Source organism: Stenotrophomonas aracearum, from assembly GCF_031834615.1.
GTDB classification, from domain to species: domain Bacteria; phylum Pseudomonadota; class Gammaproteobacteria; order Xanthomonadales; family Xanthomonadaceae; genus Stenotrophomonas; species Stenotrophomonas aracearum.
The window spans coordinates 1744894-1771422 of sequence record NZ_CP115543.1; the positions used below are offsets into that span (position 1 = coordinate 1744894).

Annotated in this window: 23 protein-coding genes and 1 tRNA gene; 14 read left to right on the forward strand and 10 right to left on the reverse strand. The window is 68.4% G+C overall.

Annotated elements, in window-relative coordinates; all coding sequences use genetic code 11:
• Nucleotides 1-3 precede the first annotated feature (3 nt).
• A complete protein-coding gene (gene guaA, locus PDM28_RS08110; RefSeq protein ID WP_311184400.1) occupies nt 4-1569 on the forward strand; it encodes a glutamine-hydrolyzing GMP synthase in 1566 nt (521 codons plus the stop codon).
• 100 nt (nt 1570-1669) lie between these two features.
• Here guaA and PDM28_RS08115 read toward each other — a convergent pair whose 3' ends face one another.
• On the reverse strand, nt 1670-4753 hold the full coding sequence (locus PDM28_RS08115; RefSeq protein ID WP_311184401.1) for a galactose-binding domain-containing protein: 3084 nt from the start codon (nt 4751-4753) through the stop codon (nt 1670-1672).
• A gap of 255 nt (nt 4754-5008) precedes the next feature.
• On the opposite strand from PDM28_RS08115, the gene PDM28_RS08120 reads away from it, so the two are divergent.
• The 3 genes from PDM28_RS08120 to PDM28_RS08130 all read left to right on the forward strand — a co-directional run bounded on the left by PDM28_RS08120 (nt 5009) and on the right by PDM28_RS08130 (nt 9032).
• A complete protein-coding gene (locus PDM28_RS08120; protein ID WP_102945596.1) occupies nt 5009-5533 on the forward strand; it encodes a DUF3592 domain-containing protein in 525 nt (174 codons plus the stop codon).
• 92 nt (nt 5534-5625) lie between these two features.
• Nucleotides 5626-6843, forward strand: a complete 1218-nt coding sequence (locus tag PDM28_RS08125; RefSeq protein ID WP_311184402.1) for a hypothetical protein — start codon at nt 5626-5628, stop codon at nt 6841-6843.
• Nucleotides 6840-9032, forward strand: a complete 2193-nt coding sequence (locus PDM28_RS08130; RefSeq protein WP_311184403.1) for a hypothetical protein — start codon at nt 6840-6842, stop codon at nt 9030-9032. Before PDM28_RS08125 ends, PDM28_RS08130 begins: the two co-directional genes overlap by 4 nt.
• Here PDM28_RS08130 and PDM28_RS08135 read toward each other — a convergent pair whose 3' ends face one another.
• From PDM28_RS08135 to amaB, 7 genes are read right to left on the reverse strand one after another with little or no spacing between them, the layout of a single operon-like run.
• Nucleotides 9033-9920, reverse strand: a complete 888-nt coding sequence (locus PDM28_RS08135) for a DMT family transporter (RefSeq protein WP_311184670.1) — start codon at nt 9918-9920, stop codon at nt 9033-9035.
• Between the two features lie 32 nt (nt 9921-9952).
• Nucleotides 9953-10990, reverse strand: a complete 1038-nt coding sequence (gene murB / locus PDM28_RS08140) for a UDP-N-acetylmuramate dehydrogenase (protein ID WP_425507647.1) — start codon at nt 10988-10990, stop codon at nt 9953-9955.
• A gap of 8 nt (nt 10991-10998) precedes the next feature.
• Nucleotides 10999-12054 (reverse strand): quinone-dependent dihydroorotate dehydrogenase, encoded by a 1056-nt coding sequence (locus tag PDM28_RS08145; RefSeq protein ID WP_102945592.1) that lies wholly within the window; start codon nt 12052-12054, stop codon nt 10999-11001.
• A 9-nt stretch (nt 12055-12063) separates the two neighbouring features.
• Nucleotides 12064-12834 carry a class I SAM-dependent methyltransferase gene (locus tag PDM28_RS08150; RefSeq protein ID WP_311184405.1) on the reverse strand — a complete coding sequence of 257 codons (771 nt, stop codon included), beginning with the start codon at nt 12832-12834 and terminating at the stop codon, nt 12064-12066.
• A 7-nt stretch (nt 12835-12841) separates the two neighbouring features.
• On the reverse strand, nt 12842-13126 hold the full coding sequence (locus tag PDM28_RS08155) for a DUF4190 domain-containing protein (protein WP_102945590.1): 285 nt from the start codon (nt 13124-13126) through the stop codon (nt 12842-12844).
• Between the two features lie 52 nt (nt 13127-13178).
• Nucleotides 13179-13940, reverse strand: a complete 762-nt coding sequence (locus tag PDM28_RS08160; RefSeq protein WP_311184406.1) for an SDR family NAD(P)-dependent oxidoreductase — start codon at nt 13938-13940, stop codon at nt 13179-13181.
• Nucleotides 13937-15469 carry an L-piperidine-6-carboxylate dehydrogenase gene (gene amaB / locus PDM28_RS08165; protein ID WP_311184407.1) on the reverse strand — a complete coding sequence of 511 codons (1533 nt, stop codon included), beginning with the start codon at nt 15467-15469 and terminating at the stop codon, nt 13937-13939. Before amaB ends, PDM28_RS08160 begins: the two co-directional genes overlap by 4 nt.
• A 168-nt stretch (nt 15470-15637) precedes the next feature.
• Here amaB and kdsA point away from each other — a divergent pair, with 168 nt between their 5' ends.
• From kdsA to PDM28_RS08185, 4 genes are all read left to right on the forward strand, one after another.
• A complete protein-coding gene (gene kdsA / locus PDM28_RS08170) occupies nt 15638-16483 on the forward strand; it encodes a 3-deoxy-8-phosphooctulonate synthase (RefSeq protein WP_311184408.1) in 846 nt (281 codons plus the stop codon).
• 123 nt (nt 16484-16606) lie between these two features.
• Nucleotides 16607-16683: transfer RNA gene (locus tag PDM28_RS08175), tRNA-Arg, on the forward strand.
• A 535-nt stretch (nt 16684-17218) separates the two neighbouring features.
• Complete coding sequence (locus tag PDM28_RS08180) at nt 17219-17668, forward strand: PA2169 family four-helix-bundle protein (protein ID WP_102945586.1); 450 nt, start codon at nt 17219-17221, stop codon at nt 17666-17668.
• Between the two features lie 154 nt (nt 17669-17822).
• Nucleotides 17823-18110, forward strand: coding sequence for a hypothetical protein (locus PDM28_RS08185; protein WP_084738920.1), 288 nt, complete (start codon nt 17823-17825; stop codon nt 18108-18110).
• A gap of 6 nt (nt 18111-18116) precedes the next feature.
• Here the strand turns inward: PDM28_RS08185 and PDM28_RS08190 are convergent, their stop codons facing one another.
• The gene (locus tag PDM28_RS08190) at nt 18117-18593 is read right to left on the reverse strand and encodes a GNAT family N-acetyltransferase (protein ID WP_102945585.1); all 477 of its coding nucleotides are present in this window, start codon (nt 18591-18593) and stop codon (nt 18117-18119) included.
• A gap of 121 nt (nt 18594-18714) precedes the next feature.
• Between PDM28_RS08190 and PDM28_RS08195 the strand changes: the two genes are divergently transcribed.
• The 6 genes from PDM28_RS08195 to thrC all read left to right on the forward strand — a co-directional run bounded on the left by PDM28_RS08195 (nt 18715) and on the right by thrC (nt 25592).
• Nucleotides 18715-19443, forward strand: a complete 729-nt coding sequence (locus tag PDM28_RS08195) for an AraC family transcriptional regulator (RefSeq protein ID WP_102945584.1) — start codon at nt 18715-18717, stop codon at nt 19441-19443.
• Between the two features lie 73 nt (nt 19444-19516).
• Nucleotides 19517-20464 (forward strand): DMT family transporter, encoded by a 948-nt coding sequence (locus PDM28_RS08200; RefSeq protein ID WP_311184409.1) that lies wholly within the window; start codon nt 19517-19519, stop codon nt 20462-20464.
• A 126-nt stretch (nt 20465-20590) separates the two neighbouring features.
• Nucleotides 20591-20728, forward strand: coding sequence for a hypothetical protein (locus PDM28_RS08205; RefSeq protein ID WP_311184410.1), 138 nt, complete (start codon nt 20591-20593; stop codon nt 20726-20728).
• A gap of 87 nt (nt 20729-20815) precedes the next feature.
• The gene (gene thrA / locus PDM28_RS08210) at nt 20816-23338 is read left to right on the forward strand and encodes a bifunctional aspartate kinase/homoserine dehydrogenase I (RefSeq protein ID WP_311184411.1); all 2523 of its coding nucleotides are present in this window, start codon (nt 20816-20818) and stop codon (nt 23336-23338) included.
• The gene (locus PDM28_RS08215; protein WP_311184412.1) at nt 23335-24267 is read left to right on the forward strand and encodes a homoserine kinase; all 933 of its coding nucleotides are present in this window, start codon (nt 23335-23337) and stop codon (nt 24265-24267) included. The genes thrA and PDM28_RS08215 overlap by 4 nt, the downstream gene beginning before the upstream one ends.
• A 32-nt stretch (nt 24268-24299) precedes the next feature.
• Nucleotides 24300-25592: a threonine synthase gene (gene thrC / locus PDM28_RS08220; protein ID WP_311184413.1), complete on the forward strand. Its 1293-nt coding sequence runs from the start codon at nt 24300-24302 to the stop codon at nt 25590-25592.
• Nucleotides 25593-25748: 156 nt separating this feature from the next.
• On the opposite strand, the gene PDM28_RS08225 is transcribed toward thrC, so the two are convergent.
• The gene (locus PDM28_RS08225) at nt 25749-26498 is read right to left on the reverse strand and encodes a Crp/Fnr family transcriptional regulator (protein WP_311184414.1); all 750 of its coding nucleotides are present in this window, start codon (nt 26496-26498) and stop codon (nt 25749-25751) included.
• Nucleotides 26499-26529: the final 31 nt, after the last annotated feature.

The window sequence follows — 26529 nt, forward strand, 5'->3', positions numbered from 1 at the left end:
GCCATGACCAACATCCATAACGACAAGATCCTCATCCTCGATTTCGGCGCGCAGTACACCCAGCTGATCGCGCGCCGCATCCGCGAGCTCGGCGTGTACTGCGAGATCTGGGCATGGGACCACAACCCGGCCGAGATCGCCGCGTTCGGCGCCAAGGGCATCATCCTGTCCGGCGGCCCGGAATCCACCACCCTGCCGGGCGCGCCCGCCGCGCCGCAGGAAGTGTTCGACAGCGGCCTGCCGATCTTCGGCATCTGCTACGGCATGCAGACCCTGGCCGCGCAGCTCGGGGGTGCCACCGAAGCGGCCGACCAGCGCGAGTTCGGCCATGCCGAAGTCAACGTGGTCAACCCGGATGCGCTGTTCAAGGGCCTGAGCGATCACGGCGGCGAGCCGCGTCTCAATGTGTGGATGAGCCACGGCGACCACGTGTCCAAGGCGCCCCCGGGCTTCACCGTCACCGCCACCACCGACCGCATTCCGGTGGCCGCGATGGCCAACGAAGAGAAGCGTTGGTACGGCGTGCAGTTCCACCCGGAAGTGACCCACACCCTGCAGGGCCAGGCACTGCTGCGTCGGTTCGTGGTCGACGTGTGCGGCTGCCAGACCCTGTGGACCGCCGCCAACATCATCGACGACCAGATCGCCCGCGTGCGCGAACAGGTGGGCGACGATGAAGTGATCCTTGGCCTGTCCGGCGGCGTCGATTCGTCGGTGGTTGCCGCGCTGCTGCACAAGGCGATCGGCGACAAGCTGACCTGCGTGTTCGTCGACACCGGCCTGCTGCGCTGGCAGGAAGGCGACCAGGTGATGGCGATGTTCGCCGAGCACATGGGCGTCAAGGTGATCCGCGTCAACGCGGCCGACCGTTACTTCGCCAAGCTGGAAGGCGTGAGCGACCCGGAAGCCAAGCGCAAGATCATCGGCAACCTGTTCGTAGACATCTTCGACGAAGAGTCCAACAAGCTGAGCAACGCCAAGTGGCTGGCGCAGGGCACCATCTACCCCGACGTGATCGAGTCGGCCGGCAGCAAGACCGGCAAGGCCCACGTGATCAAGAGCCACCACAACGTCGGCGGCCTGCCCGAGCACATGAAGCTGGGCCTGGTCGAGCCGCTGCGCGAACTGTTCAAGGACGAAGTGCGCCGCCTCGGCGTCGAACTCGGCCTGCCGCGCAGCATGGTCTACCGCCACCCGTTCCCGGGCCCGGGCCTGGGGGTGCGCATCCTCGGCGAAGTGAAGCGCGAGTACGCCGAACTGCTGGCCAAGGCCGATGCGATCTTCATCGACGAACTGCGCAAGGCCGACCTGTACGACAAGACCAGCCAGGCGTTCGCGGTGTTCCTGCCGGTGAAGTCGGTCGGCGTCGTCGGCGACGCACGTGCCTACGAATGGGTGATCGCACTGCGTGCGGTGGAAACCATCGACTTCATGACCGCGCATTGGGCGCACCTGCCGTACGACTTCCTGGGCACGGTGAGCAACCGCATCATCAACGAACTGCGCGGCGTCTCGCGCGTGGTCTACGACATCTCCGGCAAGCCGCCGGCGACGATCGAGTGGGAATGATCCCCACCCGGTAGAGCGGGGTTCTGCCCCGCTGCCGTTGAATCACAAGGGCGCCGAAAGGCGCCCTTGTGCGTTGCTGCCCGCGTCGGGGAGAGCTTCCCTACCAGCGCGCTTCGAGCGTGCGGAACGGCTTGTCGATGAGCACGCTCTTGTCGTCGAAGTCCTTCACCGCGCGGCCGTCGACCCGCACGTCGCTCGGCTTCGTGCGGCTGGGCCACCAGACCCTTACCGCCGTGTCCTTGCGCAGGCCCTTGCCGAGCGTGACGTGCAACGTGCCGTCGCGTTCCTTCGCCTCCATCTGCAACGTCCCGAACGCGGTCGGCAGCCGCTCCACTGCCAGACCGTCGCCCACCAGCCACGACTTGGGCGTGCCCGGCAGCAGCGACAGCGCATCGTCGTCTTCGCGCATCAGCATGCCGAACAACGTGCGGCCGTACTCCGCGCCGATCCACGTATGCGGCATGTCGCCGAGGTAGCGCGGGAAACGCAGCCGCGAGTGGACCACTTCGGCCAGCACCTGCCACTCCAGCGGGCGGCGGTCGTGCAGCAGGCCCTGCAGCAGTTCGTTGGCCGCTTCCGGCTGGTCCAGGTGCACGTAGCTGAGCACGTTGCGGATTTCATACGGCGTGTAGGCGTACAGCGCGTCGGGCTGGTTGCGCTTGCGCACGTCGTCCAGGTAGCGGGCAAAGGTGGTGCGCAGCGCCTGTTCCGGCAGCACGTCCTGCGCGCCGGTCGGGTCCAGTGCGATCGACACGCCGGTTGGGTCGCCATCGCCCAGGTCTGCCGAGGAAGGAATGAAATCGATGCCCTTCCACGCCATGGTGGCGCGGATCGAGGCGGCCAGCGCATCGTGCAGGGCACGGTACTGTTCGCGCGCCCATGCGGCAGTTTCATGATCGCCGAGCTGCTCAGCCAGCCACGCGCCGTCGTGCCAGCCCTTCAGGCCCCAGTAGTCGTCCCAGTAGCTGTGGGTCGGCGAGGGGTAGCCCTCATGGCTGATCGACGGCGCAAGGATGCCGGCGAAGCGTTCCGGCGCGGGTTGGTTGGCCATGTAGCCGGGCACCAGCGTGCGCTCGCGCAGCTCCTGCAGGAAGCGCAGTGCGGCCTTCACCTTGGGCAGGTAAGCGCGCACCGATTTCGGCCCGCCGTCGAGCCGGGCGACGTCGGCCACCAGCGCCACGTACTGGCCCTGGCTGTCGTACTCGATGTCCGAACCGAAACCGGTGTTGACGCTGCCGTCGTTGTTGAGGATAGGGGAGACCAGACCGTTCTCATGCACACCGTGCTCGGTGTACCAGGCCAGGTAGTCGCGCGCGATCTTCGACTCGCCCATGCGCAGCAGCACCGCCGAAGTGGCCATGCCGTCGCGGATGAAGGAGCGGTTGTAGTTGCGTGGACCGGGCTGCATGGCCGGGCCGGTCTGGTTGATCAGCATGTAAGCGGCTTGCGCGCGCAGCATGTCCACCAGCGAGGGGTCGGGCAGGCGCAGTCCGACCTGGCCCAGGCGTGCCTGCCAGTCGTTGGCGGCGCGGCTGGCCAGCGTGTCAAAGGTGGCATCCGCATCGGCGGTATCCAGCACGAGCGCCGGGGCTTCCGGCAACACCCCGTGCGCGTCGGCCGGCGCGGTGCCGAGCGGGAACGCCACGACCACGGACTGGCTGGCACCCGGTGCGAGCTGGATGCGGTAGGCGAGGGCGGCTGACGCCAGGCCCTCTAAATCGTCCGCCTGCTGCGCACGGGGCAACTGACCCGCTGCGACGGCGGCGGTGATCTCGGTGCTGCCATCGGGACCGAACGCAGCCGCGCCGGCGCTTTCGACCGGGGTGAGCGAGCGCAGCAGCGTGCGCTGGTTGACCCGCACCGCGTTGTCCTCGACCGCAATGCTGCGGATCGGCGACAGCCCACCGTTCTGCCACGGCGGATTCATCTGCATCGGCCGCACCACCAGGTTGAGGGTGCCATCCACCGGCGCGCTGCCGCTGTTGTGCAGGCGATGGCGGACCAGGGTGACCGGTTGCCCGTCCAGCTCCACGGCGAACGCTTCACTGCGCAGCTCCAACCCGGGTTGCGGTTGCCAGGTGGCAGACGGCATCGGCTTCCAGCCATCGCGCAACGCGTGCTGCACGGACTGGTTGGCGGCTGCAGCGGTGGTGCCGTCGGCACTGCGCCAGATCGGCTGCACCAGCGGCGCGCCCTTGAACGCTTCAATGTTGCCGTGCTCGTCGAAGATCGACTTCTGCAGGCCCCCATGCACGCCCACGGCGGTCCAGTAGGTCTGCTGCATGTGCAGGGAGGCCGGGAACAACGCGCGGTCCGCACCACTGGCGGCGATCTGGTAACGCTTCATCGGGGTCATGACCGCAGCGGGGCCGAGCAGGCGCACGCGGGCGATCTTCGGCGCGTCGCCGTCGACCTGCAGGCGCAGGGCGTGCGCGGTCACCGGCGCGGTGCCGGCCAGCCAGCTCTGTTGGCGGCTGCCGGCCTGCGGGTCGTGCGCAAGGTCGGTCCATCGCCCGTGGGCGTCCTGCGCCTGCAGGCGTGCGGCGCCGTGCGCGCCGGCCCATTCAACGGCCAGGCCGGTGGTTGCCAGCGCGTGCGGCAATGCGATGTCGAGCACATGGCTACCCGCTTTGCTGGCGGGAACGGCGATGGCGCTGCCGCCCTGCCACAGCGCCGCTGCCTGGGCTGCATCCAGTCCGGCAACGCGGAGGCCGGTGCGCGCATCCAGCGGCTCCAGTTCGAAGATGGACACACCCCAGTCGGAGGTGCGCTCGGGGCTGGCCAGGCGCAGGTAGCGGGCCTGGCGCGGGGCGAAGGACACGGTTTCGATACCGCCCAGCGAATCGCGCATGGTGTACGCGGTCTGCCACTGCGTTCCGTCCAGCGAGGTCTGCAGGCTGTAGCCCTCGGGATTGGAGACATCCCAGGTCACGCGCGCGCCGGTGAGGGTGGTGGGCTGCCCCAGGTCGATCTGGAACCAGTGCCCGGGACTGAAGGCGCCGCCGGTGACGGTCTTGGGGTCGTTATCGATCAGGTGACCGATCGCCATGGCCGCGACCTGCTGGGAGGAACTGCTGGCTTTCCACGCCGACCGGGGCGGAAGGTCCTGGGCGAAGCCCGACGACGCCAGGAACAGGCCAAGTGTGGAAAACAACAGCGTGCGGCGAACTACATGCAAGCCCATCGAAAACAACCTCGTACTCGTGCCTCGCCAGTGAGGCGGGGCAACCCTAACAGGGGATGTAATCGGTTACATGACGCAGTGCAATATGTGGCCGGGTCCCCGTCGCCGGACGGCCCGGTTGACGAATCGTCAGGTGCCGCATGCCTTGACTTGACAGGCTGCCCGTTCAGCAACGCATCGCCCCCGCCCACACTGGCAACCGAAGTCACGGCCTGCCGGCTGATGACGCAATCGGTCCATTTTTGGGGAAACCACATGATCAGCATTCCAGTTTCAGACACCTCGCACGCTCGCCTGTCCCGCGCTTCGCGCTGGTTGTGCAGCATCGGCTACGCCGTGCTGGCCGTGTTCTTCGCCTGGTCCGCGTTGAGCGGGCACCGTGAGGCGGAAGCCATCCTCAAGGATGCGGTGACCGTGCAGGCGCCGGTGCAGGTCGACCATATCGAAGAGAAGCGCCGCAAGGGCAGGGTCTCCTACCAGTACCACTTCCGTTACGACTTCGAAGCCAACGGCGTTACCCATACCGGCACCTTCTCCACCTCCGAAGACAATGCCGCGCCGTACCTGGGCGACGAACCGCAGGTCACCGTGGCGTACGCGCGGGCCGATCCGTCGCACTTCGAGCGGCTGGACCGGCTGGAAGGGCAGAAGAGCCTGGGTTCGGTGCTGGGGCGGGTGATCGTGGCGCTGGGCATGCTGGCGATCCTGGCCTTCATCGTGCACCTGCTGCTGACCCGCAAGTTGTTCGTGCGTCAGACGCCCGCCGTCCCGGCCGGCTGAGCCGGGAGACCGTCGTGGCCGGTTCGCATATGGTTGACAGTCCAAGCGGTCACGGTAGGGTGTGCGGCTCACTCCCTTTCTGGTCGTTTCCCATGCCTGCCCTGGACTTCGCGGACCTGCTGTCCCGGCACATGCGGCGGATCCGCGCCAGCGCGGGTGGGGTGGCCTCGGAGATCGGGATCAGCCGTGAGGCGGTCAACAACTGGCGGGCCGGCATCTCGCGGCCCAGCCGCCGCCATCGCGACCGCGTGCTGGCCTGCGCCAACTACCTGCGGCTGACCGAAATCGAGTGCAACGCGTTGCTGCAGTCGGCCGGCTTTGAACCGGAGTTTCCGGCGGAGCCGGCCGCCACGGCAGCCAATGAAGGGCAGGCGGCGCCACCGGTGCTGGTGCCGCCCACCGTCACCCGGTTGTTCGACCGGCTGCAGGCACTGCGGCCGTATCCGGTCAGTTTGTTGCTGACCCAGGCGCACTGGGGCCAGCCGCCCGAGCGCGCGGCGATCCTGGCCGAGGCGGCCATGCGCTATGGAAGGGATCGGGTGCTGCACCTGCAGCCCCCGTTCCGCGCCGGCGAGGGCGACCAGGATTACTTCGCACTGCTGGCCGCGCAATGCGGGCTGGACGGTGTGTCCTCCGATGCCAGCTTCGAAATGGCGCTGGCGCGCGTGCTGCAGCAGCCCGGCCCGTTGTTCTGCCTGGTCAGCCGCTTCGAGCAGGGCGCGCCCGAACCGCGCGACGTGCTCGCCGGAATCCTGCGCAGCCTCAGCGAAATGTACAGCGGCAAGCTGCACCTGTTGATCTGCGGCGGCGCTGCATTGGCCGACCTCAAATACCAGGGCGGCGATCTGTCGCTGCTCAACATCGCCGCTACCGAGAGCTGGCCGGAACTGGGCGTGGATGACCTGCGCCGTGGCGCGGTCGACGCGACCGAGGCCACGCTCATGCGTGCGCTGCATCTTTCCGGTGGGCATCCCCTGCTGGCCCAGGCGGCGCTGGTGCTGCTGGCCGACGCCAGCCTGGACGATGCGGCGATCACCGAAACGCTGTCCACCCATCCGCGGCTGTGGGAAGCGCTGGTGCCGTTGCTGCGCGATCCGGCTACCCGCAGCACGGTGGAAGGCTGGCTGGCGCGCCCCTCACTGGGACCGGCGCGCCCCTACCTGGCCGATCCACTGCTGCGCCAGCTGTACTGGAGCAACCTGCTGGCGGCCCGCGCGCAGCCGCACGGCGCGTTCCTGGAATGGCGTTGCGAAGCGATCCGCCGCGCGGTGCACCAGGTGATCGAAGGGCTGGAGGCGCAACCGGCATGATGACCTTGCCGCGCAGGTCGCTCGGCGTGGGCGTGCCGCTGCTGCTGGTGATCGGGCTCACCTGGTTCGTCGGCAGTTACCTGTTCGTGCCGTGGCTCAATCCGGTCCAGCTGTGGCGCATGCAGCGCGACGGCGAAAGCATGATGCTGATGCAGCGGGCGAACATTGACATGATGTTCCTGCGCGAAGAAGCGCTGTCGTACTGGCTGCAGCATGAAACCTGGCCGAGCGAGGTCGCGGTGCCCGGCGTGCACGATCCCGCCGAGACGCTGGTGGAGGCCGAGTTGCCGCGCCCGTGGGTGCTGCGACTGCGCTTCAGCGATCGCTTCCCGGCCAACAGCGGACTGGGCGGCACGGTGATCGAACAGACCCTGGAACCCAGCACCCAGTACTGGCGCTGTCGTCCGGGCACTCCGGCGCCGCCCGCGCGGTGGTTGCCGGCCAACTGCCGCGCGCAGGAGCCGTGGACCATCGTGCAGTGGTTGTCGCTGCTGCTGGGCGGTTCGGTGCTCGGGTTGGCCGCGCTCGGCCTGCTCTGGTACTGGGTGCGGCCGGCCGTGGCCGCGATCATCGCCGAGCCGAAGCTGCTGTTCGAGCAGCCGCTGCAGGGCCTTCCCGCCATCGACCGCCAGCTGGGCTGGCTGCGTCTGCGCGAACGCGTGTTGGCGGGCGCTGGCATTGCCACGGTGCGGTGGCGCGACGCGCTGCGCCAGCTGCACGCGTCTCCCGACACCCGCGCCCAGCAGCTCGCCGCCCGGATCGGCGCGGTCGACGCGCCCGCGACAGGTTGGTCGCTGCCCGGGCTCGTCCGCGAGTGGACCCTGCCGGACAAGCTTCCGCTGGCCCTTGAGCGGCTGTGGCTGTACCAACCCGAGCCCGGGCTGGCGGTTGACGCCATCGTGCACGCGCTGCGCAGCATGCCCAACGGCCAGGACGTGGTGCTGGTAGTGAGTCCTTCGCTGGTAGCAGAGCCGGAACTGGTTGCCTACGCTGACGACCCAGCCAACCTGTGCGTGTGCCTGGAACAGGTCGCGCAGACGCGCTGGCTGCTGCAGCCCGGTGCGCTGGACGGTCTGGTCGACCTGCTTGCGCGCCAGCTGCGGGTGACCCGGATTTCGCCGTACCAGACCCACGGCGGCATTACCCGCCCCGGTGCGTTCTTCGGCCGCGCGTCGCTGCTGGCGCGCGTGCTCAATCGCGAGCCGGGCAACTACCTGCTGGTGGGCGGGCGCCAGCTCGGCAAGACCAGCCTGATGAAGGCCATCGAACGGCGCTTTACCGGCCACCCGCGCGTGCACTGCGTGTACCTGTCGCTGCGCGACCACCGCCTGACCATGCGCCTGGCGATGGAGCTGGGCATGGCCGAGGACACCGGCATCGATGCGCTGGTCGCCGAGCTCTCGGCCCGTGCCGCCGGGCGCGGCCTGTTGCTGCTGATCGACGAGACCGATCTGTTCCTGCGCGCCGAAGCCGCGCAGGGCTACCCGCAGTTGCTGGCGCTGCGCGCGCTGAGCGAGGAAGGCCGCTGCCACTTCATGCTGGCCGGGTTCTGGGACCTGTACGAAGCGGTCACCCTGGACTTCGCGTCGCCGCTGCGTAATTTCGGTGACGTCATCCACGTCGGCAGCCTGGAAGAGGACGCCTGCCGGGCCCTGGCGACCGTACCGATGGCCCGGTTGGGCGTGCACTACGCCAGTCCTGACCTCCCGAACCGACTGGTGGCCGCGTGCGGGCACCGCGCCAACCTGGTGGCCATCACCTGCCAGCAGCTGCTCAGCCAGCTCGGGCGCGGGCAACGCGTGCTGGATGCCGCGCAGGTGCATGCGGCACTGGTAAGCGAGCCGGTGATGGATGCGCTGGCGGGCTGGGCACGATTGAGTCCGGATCCGGTGGCATGCCGGATCGACCGCATCGTGGTCTACCAGGTGGCGTTGGCGCAGCTTGCGGGCAGCGGCGAGCGTGGGATCACGTTGCTTGAGCTGCTGGCCGCGTTCGATGCGGCCGGGGTGCGGGTCGACCCTGAGCAGGTGCGGCATGCGTTGGCGCGGTTGCAATTGGCGTACGTGATCCGGCGCGAGGCCGATGGCTTGCCGTTCGTGTTCGCGGTGCCGGTGTTTGTTACGCAGTTCCAGCGCGAGGAGGTGCAGGCGCTGGTGCAGCGGGAATTGCAGGCGATGGGCGGCAGCTAGTCACTCGCCGGGTTTTGCGGCAGCGCTGGCGGCTTCGGAGGCAGCGCGGCGTACCAGTACCGCTTCGCGATGCGCGATGTAGGCGTTGGCGCCGAGGATGATGCCGGCGCCGATCACGGTCCAGCGGTCCAGGGTTTCGCCGAACAGCAGCCAGCCCAGCACCGCCACCAGCGGCAGCTGCATGAAGCTGATCGGGGTCAGCGCGGAGACTTCGCCCAGGCGCAGCGCACGCGTCCACATCAACTGGCCGAGCGTGCCGAGCAAGCCGGTGGCGATCAGCCACATCCAGCCGGTGCTGTTCGGCCAGACCCAGACGAACAGGGCCGGCACCAGCGACATCGGCACCCAGAAGGCATACGTGTAGAACACCACCGTGTCGGCGCCATCGACGCGGGTGAGCTGTTTGATCTGGATCGCGACCAGCGAGCTCAGTACCGCCGCCAGCACCGCCACCAGCAGGCCCGGACTGAACGAGTCGGCGCCGGGGCGCACGATGATCAGCACGCCGATGAAGCCGCAGACCACCGCGGCCCAGCGGCGCAGGCGCACGGTCTCGCCCAGGAACAGGACGGCGGCGACGGTGACGAACAGCGGCGTGGAGTACGACAGCGAGATCGCCTGCGAGATCGGCAGGTGGCCGATCGCCCAGAACGCGCACAACATCGAGGCCAGCCCGATCAGGCTGCGCACGAAATAGCGCGGCAGCTGCCGGGTACGGAACGGTGAACTGCCCGGACGCAGCAGGAACGGCAGCAGTGCGAGCAGGCCGAACGCGTTGCGGAAGAACGCCACTTCCTGGGTTGGCACATGCCGCGTGGCATAGCGGATGGCAATGGCCATCAGCCCGAACGCCATCGTGCTGCCGAACATCAGCAGCGCCGCACGCATCGGCGTGGGCGCGGGCAGGGCACGCGGCGCGGTCACCACTGTGCGCCGATCAGGCGCGGCTCCGGTTCGATCGGTACGCCGAACTTCTCCAGCACCGACGCGGAAATGCGCCGCGCCAGCGCCAGCAGCTCCGCACCGGTGGCGGTGCCATGGTTGACCAGCACCAGCGCGTGCTGCGGCGACACGCCGGCGTCGCCCTCGCGGAAGCCTTTCCAGCCGCACGCCTCGATCAGCCACGCGGCCGACAGCTTGCGACGGTTGTCCTGGTCGGCCGGGTACACCGGCAGCTCGGGGAACTGCTGCAGCAGCACGTCCACCTGTTCCAGCGGCAGCACCGGGTTCTTGAAGAAGCTGCCGGCGTTGCCCAGCACGTCCGGGTCCGGCAGCTTGCGCCGACGGATCGCGATCACCGCATTGGCCACGTCAGCCGCGACCGGCAGCTCCACGCCCATCGCCTGCATTTCCTCGGCGATGCCGGCATAACCCAGGCGCAGGTCGTGCAGCAGCGGCAGGCGCAGTTCGATGGCGGTGATCAGGTAGCGGTCGGGCGCGTGCTTGAACACGCTGTCGCGATAGCCGAACGCGCAGGCCTCGGCATCGAAGCGCACCCATTCGCCGGTCTCGCGGTCCCAGGCGTCCACCGCCTGGATGAACTCGTCGACCTGCACGCCGTAGGCACCGATGTTCTGGATCGGCGCCGCACCGCAGGTGCCGGGAATCAGCGCCAGGTTTTCCAGCCCGGACAGCCCGTTCTGCAGCGACCACATCACCAGCCCATGCCAGTTGACCCCGGCACCGGCGCGGACCACGGTGTAGTCGGCCCGGTGCTCCAGTTCTTCGATGCTGCGGTTGGCAAACACCAGCACGGTACCGGGCACGTTGTCGGCGAGCAGCACGTTGCTGCCGCAGCCCAGCACCAGCAGCGGCTTGCCGACGACGTGCGGATGGGCCAGCACGTCGGGCAGCAGGCTCGGGTCGTGCAGTTCCAGCAGCTGTTCGGCGCTGGCGTCGACATGGAACGTGTTGAGGGCCTTCAGCGAGGCATTTTCGGTCAGCGACCAGGCAGGCATTGCAGTACTCACAGGGGGGCCACCGCGCCGCGGCTGGGGGCTTCGCGACGACGGCGGATGGCCTCGACGCAGTCATGCACCAGGGCGGGGCCCCGGAAGATCAGGCCGCTGTAGCACTGCACCAGCGCCGCACCGGCGGCCATTTTGGCTACGGCGTCCGCACCGGACTGGATGCCACCGACACCGATCAACGGGGTGGATTCGGGCAGGCGCGCGCGCAGGCGGCGCAGCACCAGGGTGGACTGGCCCAGCAGCGGCGCGCCGGACAGGCCGCCGGCTTCGCTGGCCCGCGGATCGCCGGCCACCGCGCTGCGGTCGATGGTGGTGTTGGTGGCGATCACGCCGTCGACCTTCAGTTCGCCGAGCACGCGCGCGGCGGCGTCGATGTCGCGGTCGCTCAGGTCCGGGGCGACCTTGACCAGCATCGGCACGCGCTTGCCATGTTTGGCCGCCAGCGCCTCCTGGCTTTCGCGCAGCTGCGAGACCAGCTGGCGCAGCGCGGTTTCTTCCTGCAGTTCGCGCAGGCCGGCGGTGTTGGGCGAGGAGATGTTGACGGTGATGTAGTCGGCCAGCGGATACACCTTCTGCAGGCAGTGCTGGTAATCGTCGAACGCCTGCTCGTTGGGGGTGTCCTTGTTCTTGCCGATGTTGATGCCCAGCAGGCCGTCGCGACGCTGCGCGCGTTCCACATTGCGCACCAACGCATCCACGCCCTGGTTGTTGAAGCCCATGCGGTTGATGATCGCCTGGTGTGCAGGCAGCCGGAACAGGCGCGGCTTCGGGTTGCCTTCCTGCGGACGCGGGGTGATGGTGCCGATCTCCACGAAGCCGAAGCCGAGCGCGAACAGCGCGTCGATGTGTTCGCCGTTCTTGTCCAGGCCGGCGGCCAGGCCGACCGGATTGGGGAAGCGCAGGCCGAATGCGTTGGTCGGCAGCGGGGCAGGGCGGCGCGCCACCAGCGGCGTGGTGCCGGTGCGATAGGCGAGTTCCAGCGCACTCAGGCCCAGGCCGTGGGCGCGCTCGGCGTCCAGCGAAAACAGGAAGGGTCGGGCAAGCGAGTACATGGCGTCCAGTCAGTCCAGCGTGCCGACGAAGGCACGGGTTTGGTATTCAAAAGCAATTTTGCCATCCACCGCATGCGCGTCGAACAGCTGCTGCAGCGCCTCCAGCATCGGCGCGTGGCGCGGGTGTCCCGGCGGGGGCGCATACGAGGACGACAGCAGGCGGCCACGCAGGCCATCGGCGTCCATGGTCTGCGTGTTCGGGAACTGCGCGATGCCGCGCAGGCCGTCGCCGAACCACGCACGCATGGTGTCATCATCCTGGTAGCGCTCGGCCACCTCGGTGTAGTCGGTCCCGAACTCCAGCAGCAGCTGCTCGTAGCCGACCAGGAACGGCGAGGCGTCAAGCAGGCGCGAATTCCAGAACACCAGTGCCATCCCGCCCGGATGCAGGATGCGCGACCATTCGCGGCGCACGGCGGTGGTGTCGAACCAGTGGAAGGCCTGTGCGGCGCTGACCAGCCCGACGCTGTCGTCGGCCAGGGTGGTGGCTTCGGCGGTGCCGTCCACCAGTTTCAGGCGCAGGTACTCATGGGCCAGCAGCGCCTCGGCCGCCTCGCGCATCGGCGCGTTGGGCTCGACCGCGATCACCGGGTGGCCGCTGGCCAGGAACAGCCGGGTGGAAATGCCGGTGCCGGCACCGATGTCGGCCACCAGGGTCTCGGTCGGCACGCCGATCTCGCGATGCAGCCAGTCCAGCAGCGCCGGCGGGTAATCGGGACGGTAGCGCACGTAATCGGCTACGCGGTTGCTGAAACGTCCGGTGGGATCCGATCCGCTCATGGGCACCTCACGACTGCAGGGAAACGAACCAGGCCAGGCCACCGAAGAACATGAGGATGGCGAGCACGGCCAGCACGCTGCCGATCACCACCACCCAGCCCATGATCAGGCCGGCCAGTGCCAGGCCGTCGCCTTCCAGCTCCAGCGGGCGGCGCCGGATTTCGGCGCGGGCCATGTGCCCGGTGATGATGGCCACCACGCTGCCAAGGAAGGGAAGGGCGGTCCAGCCGAGGATGCCGGCGATCAGGCTGATCAGGGCCATCGGGCTGGTTTGACGCGGCGGAAGGCTCATGCGGCTCCTGGGGGATGGGGCGGACAAGGGAATGATAGGGCCAGAGCCGACGTTATCCCATCAAGACCTGCCCACCATCGACATTCAAGGTATGGCCGGTGATCCAGCGGGCCAGTGGCGAGCACAGGAACAGGGCCGCGTCGGCGACCTCCTGTGGGTGGCCGAAGCGGCCGAACGGGATCTTGGCCAGGGTGCCGTGGTACAGCGCCGGGTCTTCGCTGCGGCGGCGCGCCCACAACCCGTCCTCGAACTCGATCGAGCCCGGGGCGATGGCATTGACGCGGATCCGATGCGGGGCCAGCGCCAGGGCCTGCGAGGTGGTGTAGTGCATCAGCGCCGCCTTGGCAGCGCCATAAGGCGCCGCACCGGGGCGCGGTTGCTGCGCGGCGATCGAGGCCAGGTTGAGGATGCAGGCGTCGCGGGACTGCTGCAGCCAGGGCAGGGCCAGCCGCGAGGCGCGTACGGCCGACATCAGGTCCACGCCCAGGCTGGCCTCCCAGCCGGCTTCGTCATCGGACATGCCGTAACCGGTTGCGTTGTTGATCAGGATGTCGATGCCGCCCAGCGCCTTGGCGGCGCTGGCCAGCCAGCGTTCGATGTCGTCCAGCCGGGCCAGGTCGGCCGTTTCGGTGTGCATTGGGACGCCCAGCGCGGCGGCGTCCTCGCGCAGCGCGGCCAGGCCCGGTTCGCCGCGGGCACAGACCGACACCGCTGCGCCAGCCGAGGCAAAGGCCAGCGCCATGGCGCGGCCGATGCCCTTGCTGCCGCCGGCCACCAGAACCCGGCGGCCGCTGAAGTCGAGCGCGTGGCTCACAGGTCGAACTTGATGCCCTGGGCCAGCGGCAGCGAATCGGAGTAGTTGATGGTGTTGGTCTGGCGGCGCATGTACACCTTCCACGCATCCGAACCGGACTCGCGGCCACCGCCGGTGTCCTTCTCGCCACCGAACGCACCGCCGATCTCCGCACCCGAGGTGCCGATGTTGACGTTGGCGATGCCGCAGTCCGAACCGGCTGCCGAAAGGAAGCGTTCGGCGGTCTTGAGGTTGGTGGTGAAGATCGACGAGGACAGGCCCTGCGGCACGCCGTTCTGCATGTCGATGGCTTCGTCCAGGGTGCTGTACTTCATCACGTACAGGATCGGCGCGAAGGTTTCGTGCTGCACCACTTCGTCGCTGTTCTTCAGCCCGGTCACGATGGCCGGCAGCACGAAGTTGCCGGCGCGGTCGATGCGCGTGCCGCCGGTTTCCACGGTGCCGCCGCTGGCCTTGGCCTTCGCGATGGAGGCCAGGAACTGCTGCACGGCGCCGTCGCTGTTGAGCGGGCCCATCAGGTTGGCCGGGTCGGTCGGGTCGCCGATCTTGCCTTCGACCTGCTTGTACGCCTTGATCAGCGTGGCCAGCACGTCGTCGTGGATGGATTCGTGCACGATCAGGCGGCGGGTGGTGGTGCAGCGCTGGCCGGCGGTGCCGACCGCACCGAACACGATGCCCGGGATGGCCAGCTTCAGGTCGGCGGTTTCGTCGAGGATGATCGCGTTGTTGCCACCCAGTTCGAGCAGGCAGCGGCCCAGGCGATGGGCGACCTTCTCGGCGACCTGGCGGCCGACCTGGGTCGAACCGGTGAAGCTGATCAGCGGCACGCGCTTGTCGGCCACCATCTTCTCCGACAGCGCCGTGCCGGCGTCGTTGATCAGGAAGAAGATGTCCGGGAAGCCGGCGCCGCGCAGCGCGTCATTGCAGATCTTCATCGAGGCGATTGCGGTCAGCGGGGTCTTGTTGGACGGCTTCCACAGGCACACATCGCCGCAGATCGCGGCCAGGAACGAGTTCCAGGCCCACACCGCGACCGGGAAGTTGAACGCGCTGATGATGCCGACCAGGCCGAGCGGCTGGTACTGCTCGTACATGCGGTGGCCGGGGCGCTCGGAATGCATCGTGTAGCCGTACAGCATGCGGCTCTGGCCGACCGCGAAGTCGGCGATGTCGATCATCTCCTGCACTTCGCCGTCGCCTTCCGGCTTGCTCTTGCCCATTTCCAGCGCAACCAGCGAACCCAGCGCATCCTTGTTGGCGCGCAGCGCTTCGCCGCACAGGCGCACGGCTTCGCCACGGCGCGGGGCCGGGGTGGTGCGCCACACCTTGAAGGCTTCCTGGGCGCGCGCAACGATGGTTTCGTAGTCGGCGTCGGTGGTGGCATGCACCTGGGCGATGGCTTCACCGGTGGTCGGATTGACCGGGGTGATCACGCCGGCGTCGGTGGCGGTGGACCACTCGCCGTTGCCGAGGTAGGTGCCAGCGTTGGTCGCGTCGAGGCCGAGCGCCTTGAGCAGGTCAGAGGACATGCAAACTCCTGTTGCGGATCGAAAAGGGCGCAGCCGCTGGCAGGGTGGGGGATGCGGCATGCAGACCCGTCATTCTATCAGGACGCCCGCCGGGGCATTGCCGCAACGCCACACGACCGGGCCGGGGCCGCTACAATTGCGGTCATTGTTCGCCCCCCAGGAATCTGAATGAACGTTACCGTTGCAGAAGGCGTCGTCGTCGGGAACCGACTCCCGTTCGTGCTGTTTGGCGGCCTGAACGTGCTTGAGGACCTGGACTCGACCCTGCACGCGGCCGAGCAGTTCACCACGGTCACCCGCAAGCTGGGCATTCCGTACGTGTTCAAGGCCTCCTTCGACAAGGCCAACCGTTCGTCGATCAAGTCCTACCGTGGCGTGGGCCTGGACGAAGGGTTGCGCATCTTCGAAGAGGTGAAGCGCCAGTTCGGCATCCCGGTCATCACCGACGTGCACGAAGTCGCCCAGGCCGCCCCGGTGGCCGAAGTGGTCGACGTGCTGCAGATTCCGGCATTCCTGGCGCGCCAGACCGACCTGGTGGTGGCCATCGCCGAAACCGGCCGCGCGGTCAACATCAAGAAGCCGCAATTCCTCAGCCCCACGCAGATCAAGCACATCGTGTCCAAGATCCGCGAGGCCGGCAACGAGAACATCATCCTGTGCGAGCGCGGTTCGCAGTTCGGCTATGACAACCTGGTCGTGGACATGCTGGGCTTCCGCGAAATGATCGAATCCACCGGCGGCCTGCCGGCGATCTTCGACGTCACCCACAGCCTGCAGCGCCGCGACGCCGGCAGCGAAGCCTCCGGTGGCCGCCGCCGCCAGGTCGCCGAACTGGCCCGTTCGGGCATGGCACTCGGCCTGGCCGGTCTGTTCCTGGAAGCCCACCGCGACCCCGATCACGCGCGCTGCGACGGCCCCAGCGCCCTGCCGCTGAACGCGCTGGAACCGTTTCTGGCCCAGATCAAGGCCGTGGACGAGCTGGTCAAGGGCTTCGCGGAGCTGGACATCCGCTGAGGCGGAACGCCCTGCACGGCGGGATCGGCCTTGGTCCCGTCGCTGAATGTGGGTATCCTTCACACCTGCCTGCATGCAACGTGCGGGCAGCAGTGGACGGGCAACGCGCCCGCACCGCGCATTGGCCCCGTAGCTCAGCTGGATAGAGCGTCCCCCTCCTAAGGGGAAGGTCGCCCGTTCGAATCGGGCCGGGGTCACCAACATGCCGTGCACGCAATCGTCGCCGAAGATTGACGGCCATCCTGTCAGCGTGGTCATAACGCCGTTGTGCAGGACCCCCGCATGTCTCTCGTCGCTACTCGACTTGAATTCCCCTGGCAGCCCACTTCGCAGGTGCCTGCACCCGGACCGGGGCCTGCTGCACCGGAGCCGCCGGTGGAAGCGCCGCCGCCGGGCGAGCCGCCGGTGACGGAGCCACCGAGCGAAGTTCCTCCCGAGCGGGATCCGTCGCCGGACCGTCCTCCACTGGAGGCGCCGGAACCTGAAAATCCACGTTGAAGTTGATTGGAAACATCACGCCGCACTCGTTGCGGCGTTTGTTTTTTGCAGCGCTCAAAACAACGTGCGTGAGGGTGTCGTTGCAGCGCGGACACACTCCGAAAACAAGCTTTTTTCGCTGCGCAGACATCGCTTAACGCTGCGATTTCGAGGTCACGCCGACTTCATTCCGGATGCGGAAAAGTGGTTCCACCCCGACACGGGTCATCCAGAATTTTTTACCAGGAGTAGAAATCAGTGAGCACCGAATCCAAGACCGCGCACACCCTCAATGACCTGATCGAAATCGCACGTGACGGCAAGGACTTCTACACCGAAGCCGCCGGCAAGGTGAAAGACGCCGAGCTGTCCTCGCTGTTTACCCGCATCGCCGGCGTCAAGGCCGAGATCGTCAATGCGCTGAGCAGCACCGTGCTCGCCACGGGTGGCAAGCCGGCCGAGCACGGCACCATGGTCGGCTCCATGCAGCAATTCTACGGGAAGGTCCGCGCCACCTTGGGCGACACCCAGTACGGGTACGTGGCCGAGCTGGAGGAGTCCGAAGACCGACTGCTGAAGGCGTTCAAGGACACCCTGAACGACAACGACACCCCGCCGGCCGCGCGCCAGGAAGTCACCCGCCTGCTGCCGTCGGTGCAGGAAACGCATGAAGTCATGCGCGCCCGCAAGCACGCCATGAAGCATTGATCGAGAGGCGGGCGGCCCCACGCCGCCCCGCCTGTCGGGCGCCCCGGTTCAGCCGGGGCGTCTGCGTTTCCGGCCCGCTCCGCGTTCCAGACCCCGGCGTACGGCACCTGCGGATATGGTGCATACTCGATTTTCGATATCGCTGGGAATGCACATGGAACACATGCGTTGGCTCACGCTTCGTCTTGGCAACAACCAGTCCATCGGACCGCAGGTGCTGTTGAATTTGTGGTCCAACGCGTGCGAGACGAACCAGTCGTCCGTCACCCGCGACAAACCGGTAGGCCGCTCCACCGCGTATGCGCTGCATGCGCCCACCTCGCTGGCGTATCCCAAGCGCGCAGAGCTGCGCATGCGCAAGCTGCTCGAAGAGGCCGGTTACACCTTCACCATGGGCTCGCTGGCCGACCGCCCGGCGCCACAGCCGGTGCGATTCCGCTGAAGCGGTTCAGCCCGCCACCGGCAGTACCCGGCGCATGATCCGGACCGGCACGCCGGTGCGATGCGTCTGCCGCTCGAGCGGTTCCCAACCCAACCGCCTGTACAGTCCACCATCATCGTGCTCGGTCTGCAGGAACACTTCTCGCACACCGTAGCCGCGCGCTTTCTGCATCAACGTTTCGATCATCTCGCTGGCCAGGTCATGGCCGCGGTGTTCCGGCGTGACGAACACGCCGCCCAGCCAGTGCAGCCGCTGCGGGTGCTCGGTGCGTTCGTGGAATTTCAGCTGCGCGGCGGCAATGGGCGTGTCGTCCTGCATGGCCATGAGCAGCATCGGCAGCTCGTTGTCGTGCAGGAACACCTCCAGCCGCTGCTGCTCGTCATCGAAGGTGTGCCCGGGCACGCGGGCGCCCCAGGTATCGAAGTACCAGTGCGCGACCGTGGGCATCAACTGCGGGGCCTGGCTCAGGGTCAGGAACTTCATTGAGTACTCCCTGTACAGAACGTCGGGTGTTCCGGCGCGACAGGCCCGTTATACCACCCACCCCTTGGGCCTCTACCGTGACGCGTTGCAGGTTTCTGCAACCGCGCGCAGACTGCGCTGCATGTCTTCACCTGCTTTCAACCTTCGCCAGTACGGCCGCGCGTCCAGCGTGGACCGCCACGCCTTCGCGCAGTGGGTGGTGCCGGTGCGCGGTGAACTGGCGTTCGAGCTGGAAGGGCGGGGCGCGCGGCTGGATCTGCTGCAGGGCGCGTTTGTCGCGCCGATGGCCGGGCACGCACAGACCGCCTCGGACGACGACCGTTTCCTGATCGTCGACTGCCCGGCCGAAATGTTCGATGACGACACCTTGGAGTGCCTGCAGCGACAGCCGGTGTTGGCGCTTCCGGCTCGGGTGCGCAGCATGGCGCAGCGCCTGGGTACCGTGGTGGGCGAACAGGTGGAGGCGACGTTCGTGCAGGCGGAGCTGCCCGGGTTGCTGCAGGCGTTTTCGCTGGCAGGCAGCGCCACCCGGTTGCAGGCGGTGTGCGCGCGCATCGAAGCGAATCCGGGCCAGGCCTGGCCCGTGGAGCGCATCGCAGGCGAAGTGGGGGTGAGCGGCAGCCGCCTGCATGCCCTGTTCCGGCAGGCGTTCGGGCTCAGTCCGCAGGCCTGGTTGAGCGGCAGCCGGTTGCGCTGGGCCCGGGGTCGGCTGGCGGACAGCGATGTCCCGATCGCCGCCATCGCCCAGCACGCCGGGTATTCCGAACAGAGCGCGCTGACCCGCGCCCTGCGCCGGGAATGGGGCATGACCCCGGCCGACTACCGCCGCCGCTTTCGCCACCCGCAGTAGCCTGGGTCAAGAACGCCAGCGTGCCGATCCCTACACTGGGGCGGACTTTCTGCTGCCGGGCGCGTGACCCCTGATGAATCGTTCGATGGGCGTGGGTATCGCCAACGGTATTGCCGCCGGTGCGTTGTGGGGCGTGGTGTTCCTGGCGCCGGCGGTGCTGAGCCACTTCAGCGCGGTGCAGCTGTCGGCCGGGCGCTACCTGGTCTACGGCCTGATCGCCGTGGTGCTGCTCGCACCCCGCTGGCGCGAGCTGCGCCAGCGCATCGGCATGGCCGAATGGCGCGGGCTGCTGTGGCTGAGCCTGGCCGGCAACCTGGTGTATTTCGTGCTGCTGGCCAAGGCTGTGCAGTGGGCGGGCGGGGCGGCCGCGTCGCTGATCGTGGGCCTGATCCCGGTAGTGGTGACCGTGGCGGGAGTGCGCGAACAGGGCGCAGTACCGCTGCGCCAACTGGCGCCGGCCCTGCTGCTGTGCCTGGTCGGGGTCGCGCTGGTCGGGTATGAGGCGATGCAGTCCGAACACGCGCAGGGCACGGCCAACCAGCGGCTGTTGGGCCTGTTGTGCGCGATCGGGGCGTTGTTCTCGTGGGCGGTGTATTCGATCGGCAACAGCCGCTGGCTGGCCCGACGGCCGGACTTGTCCGGGCACGACTGGTCGCTGCTGACCGGGGTCACCACCGGCGCGCTGGCGTTGCTGCTGGTGCCCAGCGCGTTCTTCGTGCGCGGGCCGGCACATGCACCGGTCGACTGGCTGTGGTTCTGGGTGATCAGTGCCGGCGTGGCGGTGGTGGCGTCCGTAGTGGGCAACGCCTGCTGGAACCGGGCCAGCCGCAACCTGCCGTTGACCCTGACCGGCCAGATGATCGTGTTCGAAACGTTGTTCGCGCTGCTGTACGGCTTCGCCTGGCAGCAGCGCTGGCCTACGCAGATGGAAAGCCTGGCCATCGTCTGCCTGATCTCCGGCGTGCTGCTGTGTGCCCACGCGCACCGGCCGCCACGCGCGGTGGCCGAACACGCTGGCTGAGTCCGTTGCGCGGCCTGGATGGTCACATTCGCAACTTTTTGCCGGACGATATCCGCTGATCGACGCATTCGGCTTTTTGCAGTGCAGCACTTGACAAGCGGTGCGTCGGCGTAGTTTTCTTGGCCCATGGTCCTTGCCGCCGCCGCCGCCGAACTGCTTGCCACTGCCGCCCACGGCAGCGGTCGCAGCGCTGCGCCGGCCACCGGCACCACCACGATTACCACCGTCACCACTCGCCTGGTGCGGCCCGTCGTCTTCGCGTAATTTCCGAACACAACGGCCCCGCACCAGACCAGGTTGCGGGGACTCTCCTTCAGCCTGAATGACGCGGGGCCTCGAATCGAGGTCAGCATGTCCATCGTCGCCGCTTCACCCGATGCCGCTGCATCGCCAGCACCGTCCTCTCCGCTGCAGGCCGCCACCGCCACCGTGGTGCACAAGTTCGGCGGCACTTCCGTGGCCGACGCCGACCGTTACCGCCACGTGGCGCAGTTGCTGCTTGCGCGCGATGAAGCGATGCAGGTCACCGTCGTTTCTGCGATGAAAGGCGTCACCGACGCGCTGATCGCACTGGCCGGCGCGGCTGCGGACAATGCACCGCAGTGGCGCGACGACTGGCACGACCTGCGTGCACGCCACCGGGGCGCGGCGGTGGCGCTGCTCGGCGAACATGCCGGCGAGACCGTGGAATGGCTGGATGCGCGTTTCGATCACCTGGCCGAAGTGCTCGGTGCGCTGGCGGTGATCGGTGAGCTGCCGGCCGAAGTGCTCGACCGCGTGCAGGGCCTGGGCGAGGTCTATTCCGCGCATCTGCTGGGCCACTACCTGCGCAGCATCGGCGAGGACTGCGCGGTGCTGGACGCGCGCGAAGTGCTGGTGGTAGACCGTGGCGAACTCGGCGTGGACGTGGACTGGGTGCAGAGCGCGCAGCGGCTGGCGCGCTGGCGCGAGGCCAACAGCGCAGCGCGCGTGGTGGCGACCGGCTTCGTGGCGCGCGACCGTCGCGACCGCGTGACCACGCTGGGGCGCAACGGCAGCGACTACTCCGGCGCGATCTTCGCCGCCCTGTTCAATGCCGACGAACTGCATATCTGGACCGACGTGGACGGCGTGCTCTCGGCCGATCCGCGCGTGGTGCCCGAAGCGGTGCAGCTGGAAGCGCTGAGCTACGACGAAGCCTGCGAGCTGGCCTACTTCGGCGCCAAGGTGGTGCACCCGCAGACCATGTCGCCGGCGATCGAGCGCGGACTGCCCATCATCATCCGCAACACCTTCCACCCCGACAATCCCGGCACCCGCATCACCGCCGAACGCACCGCCTCGGGCCCGATCAAGGGGCTGACCCTCAGCGCCGACCTGGCCCTGCTCAACCTGGAAGGCACCGGTCTGATCGGCGTGCCGGGCACGGCCGAACGCGTGTTCGCGGCGCTGCGCAACGCGCATGTGTCGGTGGTGATGATCTCGCAGGGCTCATCGGAGCATTCGATCTGCTGCGTGGTGCGCCAGGCCGAAGCGCAGCGGGCGCGCGATGCATTGCTGCACGCCTTCGCGCATGAACTGAGCCTGGGCCAGGTGCAGCGCGTGCAGCTCACCGACAACGTCAGCGTGCTGGCCGCGGTGGGCGACGGCATGGCCGGGCAGCCCGGCGTGGCCGCGCGCCTGTTCGAGTCGCTGGGGCGCGCGCAGGTGAACATCCTCGCGATCGCGCAGGGTTCGTCCGAACGCAACATTTCGGTGGCGGTGGACAGCCGCCATGCGACCAAGGCGCTGCGTGCCGCGCACGCTGGATTCTGGCTCTCGCCGCAGACGTTCTCGGTGGGCGTGATCGGTCCTGGCAATGTAGGCGCAGCGCTGCTGGACCAGTTGCTGGCCGCGCAACCCACGCTGCTGACCCGTGCCAACGTCGACCTGCGGCTGCGTGCAGTGGCCTCGCGCAGCCGCATGCGGCTGGATGCGCGCGGCGTGTCCGGCGACTGGCGCGCTGCGCTGGCCGGCGAGGCGCAGGCGACCGATCTCGACGAGTTCACCGACCATCTGCTGTCGGCGCACCTGCCGCACGCGTTGATCATCGACTGCAGCGGCAGCGCTGATGTGGCCGACCGCTATGCCGGCTGGCTGCAGGCGGGCATCCATGTGGTGACGCCGAACAAACAGGCCGGCGCCGGTCCGCTGCCTCGCTACCACGCCATCCGCGACGCGGCGGCGGCCAGCGGTGCACGCTTCCGCTATGAGGCGACGGTGGGCGCCGGCTTGCCGGTGATCACCACGCTGCGCGACCTGGTCGACACCGGCGATGAGCTACTCGCCATCGATGGCATCTTCTCCGGCACGCTGGCCTGGCTGTTCAACAAGTACGACGGCCAGGTCCCGTTCTCCGAACTGGTCGCGCAGGCGCGCGGCATGGGCTACACCGAGCCGGATCCGCGCGATGACCTGTCCGGCGTGGACGTTGCGCGCAAGCTGGTGATCCTGGCGCGTGAAGCGGGGCGCGAGCTGAGCCTGGAACAGGTCACCGTGGAAAGCCTGGTGCCCGAAGCGCTGCGCGCGGGCAGCGTGGACGATTTCATGGCGGGGCTGGATTCGGTGGATGCGGTGTTTGCCGAGCGTCTTTCCGGGGCGCGTGCGCGCGGTGCGGTGCTGCGTTACGTGGCACGCCTGTCAGCCGATGCCGCGCAGGTGGGGCTGGTGGAGCTGCCGGCCGACCACGCCTTCGCCAACCTGCGCCTGACCGACAACGTGGTGCAATTCACCACGCGCCGTTACTGCGAGAACCCGCTGGTGGTGCAGGGTCCGGGCGCCGGTCCGGAGGTGACTGCCGCCGGCGTGTTTGCCGACGTGCTGCGGGTGGCGGCCGGTGAAGGAGCGCGCCTGTGAGCGATGCAGTGCAAGGGCAGGCGCGTGCGTTCTCGCCGGCCTCGGTGGGCAACGTCGCGGTGGGCTTCGACATCCTCGGCCATGTCATCGCTGGGGTGGGCGATACGGTGACGGTGCGCCGCACGCAGGCACCGGGCGCACGCATCCTCGCGATCCGTGGCACCACCGTGGACCTGCCGTTGGAAGCGGCCGACAACACGGCGGGTGCGGCGCTGTTGGCACTGTGCGATGCGCTTGCGCTGCCCTTCGGCTTCGAGCTTGAAATCGACAAGGGCATCGCACTGGGTTCGGGCATGGGCGGATCGGCGGCGTCGTGCGTGGCCGCGCTGGTGGCGGCCAATGCGCTGTTGGACGCGCCGCTTTCGCGTGAGGCGCTGTACCCGTTCGCGTTGACCGGCGAAGCGGTGGCCAGCGGCGGCCGGCACGGCGACAACCTGGGGCCGATGCTGCTGGGCGGGCTGGTGCTGAGTACGGCCGACCGGCTCGTGCCGATTCCGGTGCCCGCGCACTGGCACAGCCTGCTGGTGCATCCGGACGCGGTACTGGAAACCCGCCGTGCGCGCGCCGCGCTGCAGGGCAGTTATGCGCTGCCGGAATTCGTGGCGCAGAGCGCGAACCTCGCGCTGGTGCTCAGCGGGTGCTTCCGGGGCGACGCGGACCTGCTCCGCGCCGGCCTGCGCGACGTGCTGGTGGAACCGCGCCGCGCCGGGTTGATCGTGGGCTTCGCGGCCGCCCGCGACGCGGCGCTGGCCGCCGGTGCGCTGGGCGCCAGCATCTCCGGTGCCGGGCCGAGCGTGTTTGCCTGGTTCGACAGCGAAGCGGCGGCACGGGCGGCGCAGGCGGCGGTGCAGGGCGCATTTGCCGACGCGGGGTTCGCCAGCCAGGCGTGGGTTTCTCCGTTGAACGCGCCCGGCGCCTGCCTGCTGTGAGCGCGGCTTCCTTACTCTTTTCAGGACCTTCCATGCATTTCGTTTCCACCCGACACGCGGCACCGGCCGCTTCCCTCAGTGCGGCGATTGCGTCCGGTCTGGCGCCCGACGGTGGGCTGTACGTGCCCGAGCAGCGTCCGCAGCCGCAGCGTTGGCACGGGCAGGGCAGCCTGGCGCATGATGCCGAGGCCGTGCTGGCGCCGTTCTTTGCCGGCGACGCGCTGGCGCCTCGGCTGGGCGCCTTGTGCGACGACGCATTCAATTTCCCGGCGCCGCTGCGGGCGTTGTCCACCCCGGGCGACCATGTGCTGGAGCTCTTCCACGGGCCCACGGCGGCGTTCAAGGATTTCGGTGCGCGCTTCCTCGCCGCCAGCCTGGCGCAGCTGCAACGCGACCGGGCGCAGGAACTGACCATCGTGGTCGCGACCTCGGGCGACACCGGCGCCGCGGTGGCCGCCGCGTTCCACCAGCAGCCCGGCATCCGGGTGGTGGTGCTGTACCCGGATGGGCGGGTCTCGCCCCGCCAGGCGCACCAGCTGGGCTGCTTCGGCGACAACATCCACGCACTGCGCGTGGCCGGGTCGTTCGACGACTGCCAGGCGATGGTGAAGCAGGCATTGAGCGACCGCGAACTGCAGGCGCAGGTACCGTTGAGTTCGGCCAACAGCATCAGCCTGGGGCGCTGGCTGCCGCAGATGAGTTACTACGCGCATGCGGCGCTGGTCCATCACGCCGCCACCGGTGAGGTCCTGAACCTGGTGGTGCCGACCGGCAACCTGGGCAATGCGATGGCGGCGGTGCTGGCGCGATCCATGGGCCTGCCGCTGGGGCAGATCGCGTTGGCGACCAATGCCAATGACGTGCTGCCCCGGTTCTTCGAGGGTCAGGCGTATCGTCCGCAGGACAGTGTGGCCACGTTGGCCAATGCGATGGACGTGGGTGCGCCGAGTAATTTCGAGCGGCTGCGTTGGTTGCATGAGGGCGACGACGATGCGCTGCGCGCCGGGTTCCGTACCGCATCGGTGAATGATGCGGAGATCCGCGAGGTGATCGCGCGCCGTTACGCATCGGCAGGCGAGGTGTTCTGCCCGCACACGGCGACGGCGGTGAAGCTGCTCGAACAGCTGCGTGCGGAAGGCGTGCAGGGTGATTGGGCGGTGGCGGCCACCGCGCATCCAGCCAAGTTCGAGTCGGTGGTGGAGCCGCTGATTGGTCGCAGCATCGAGGCGCCGCCTGCGTTGGCGGATCTGCTGAAGCGTCCTGCGCATGCGGAACCGTGCGCGCCGCATTACGCGGCATTGCGCGAGCGGCTCCGGAACGTCTAAACGCCGGAGAGTTGAATGTGAGCGATGCAAGTGCGGTTTCGGACGCTCGAGCCGCGCTGCGCGCGGTGTCCGGCCAGCGGCCGGACCTACGAATTGTTACGTAACGACCGTATGCCCGGATACGTCAGCAATGGGTTTCACAGCGCCCGGCGGGTGCTATGCGCCGCAAAGATCGCGCAAGCCTGCTTCGTCCAGGATCTCGACGGTGTTGAGGTGGGGCAGGGCGATCAGGCCCTGCTGGCGCAGCTTGGTGAAGGTGCGGCTGACGGTTTCCATGGTCAGGCCGAGGTGGTCGGCGATGTCGCTGCGGCCCATCGGCAGGGTCACGCGCAGGCCGGGGTCGCCCAGGCGGGCTTCGCGGGCAGCCAGGCGCAGCAGGAAGTCGGCGAGCTTTTCGGCCGGTTGCAGGCGCGCCAGGGCCAGCGCGGCATCGGCTGCATCGTCCAATGCCTGGCAGGCGCGTTGCAGCAGCTTGCGCTCCAGGTGCGGGTAACGTGCACGCAGGTCCTTCATCTGCGGCAGGGCGACGCGGCAGACCCGGCTGTCGGCAATGGCTTCGATGTCATGCCGGTGGTGGTCGCTGCCGGTCAGGCCCAGGTAGTCGCCGGGCAGCACGAAACCGCTGATCTGGCGGCGGCCATCGGCGAGGGTGCGGACCAGGCGCAGGGCGCCGCCGGTCAAGGTATAGACATGTTGGCGCGGTTCGCCGGCGCGGGCCAGGGTGGCGCCCAGCGGCAGTGCCTGCGAGACGGTGACCCGTTCCAGCGCCTGGACTTCGTCCGGCGACAAGGCTGAACACACGGCCAGATGGCGCACCGAGCAGTGCAGGCAGTCGCGCAGGGCGGAGCAGCCCGGGGCGGGGTCGTCTACGGTGGCAACGGCGGTTCCGGAGTGGGGCCGGGTCATGTCGAACCTGGAAGCGGGGCCTGTCCATGAT

Coding starts and splice junctions, on each gene's coding strand:
- guaA (WP_311184400.1), top strand. CDS start 4: ATGACCAACATCCATAACGACAAGATCCTCATCCTCGATTTCGGCGCG.
- PDM28_RS08115 (WP_311184401.1), bottom strand. CDS start 4,753: ATGGGCTTGCATGTAGTTCGCCGCACGCTGTTGTTTTCCACACTTGGC.
- PDM28_RS08120 (WP_102945596.1), top strand. CDS start 5,009: ATGATCAGCATTCCAGTTTCAGACACCTCGCACGCTCGCCTGTCCCGC.
- PDM28_RS08125 (WP_311184402.1), top strand. CDS start 5,626: ATGCCTGCCCTGGACTTCGCGGACCTGCTGTCCCGGCACATGCGGCGG.
- PDM28_RS08130 (WP_311184403.1), top strand. CDS start 6,840: ATGATGACCTTGCCGCGCAGGTCGCTCGGCGTGGGCGTGCCGCTGCTG.
- PDM28_RS08135 (WP_311184670.1), bottom strand. CDS start 9,920: ATGCGTGCGGCGCTGCTGATGTTCGGCAGCACGATGGCGTTCGGGCTG.
- murB (WP_425507647.1), bottom strand. CDS start 10,990: ATGCCTGCCTGGTCGCTGACCGAAAATGCCTCGCTGAAGGCCCTCAAC.
- PDM28_RS08145 (WP_102945592.1), bottom strand. CDS start 12,054: ATGTACTCGCTTGCCCGACCCTTCCTGTTTTCGCTGGACGCCGAGCGC.
- PDM28_RS08150 (WP_311184405.1), bottom strand. CDS start 12,834: ATGAGCGGATCGGATCCCACCGGACGTTTCAGCAACCGCGTAGCCGAT.
- PDM28_RS08155 (WP_102945590.1), bottom strand. CDS start 13,126: ATGAGCCTTCCGCCGCGTCAAACCAGCCCGATGGCCCTGATCAGCCTG.
- amaB (WP_311184407.1), bottom strand. CDS start 15,469: ATGTCCTCTGACCTGCTCAAGGCGCTCGGCCTCGACGCGACCAACGCT.
- kdsA (WP_311184408.1), top strand. CDS start 15,638: ATGAACGTTACCGTTGCAGAAGGCGTCGTCGTCGGGAACCGACTCCCG.
- PDM28_RS08185 (WP_084738920.1), top strand. CDS start 17,823: ATGGAACACATGCGTTGGCTCACGCTTCGTCTTGGCAACAACCAGTCC.
- PDM28_RS08190 (WP_102945585.1), bottom strand. CDS start 18,593: ATGAAGTTCCTGACCCTGAGCCAGGCCCCGCAGTTGATGCCCACGGTC.
- PDM28_RS08195 (WP_102945584.1), top strand. CDS start 18,715: ATGTCTTCACCTGCTTTCAACCTTCGCCAGTACGGCCGCGCGTCCAGC.
- PDM28_RS08200 (WP_311184409.1), top strand. CDS start 19,517: ATGAATCGTTCGATGGGCGTGGGTATCGCCAACGGTATTGCCGCCGGT.
- PDM28_RS08205 (WP_311184410.1), top strand. CDS start 20,591: ATGGTCCTTGCCGCCGCCGCCGCCGAACTGCTTGCCACTGCCGCCCAC.
- thrA (WP_311184411.1), top strand. CDS start 20,816: ATGTCCATCGTCGCCGCTTCACCCGATGCCGCTGCATCGCCAGCACCG.
- thrC (WP_311184413.1), top strand. CDS start 24,300: ATGCATTTCGTTTCCACCCGACACGCGGCACCGGCCGCTTCCCTCAGT.
- PDM28_RS08225 (WP_311184414.1), bottom strand. CDS start 26,498: ATGACCCGGCCCCACTCCGGAACCGCCGTTGCCACCGTAGACGACCCC.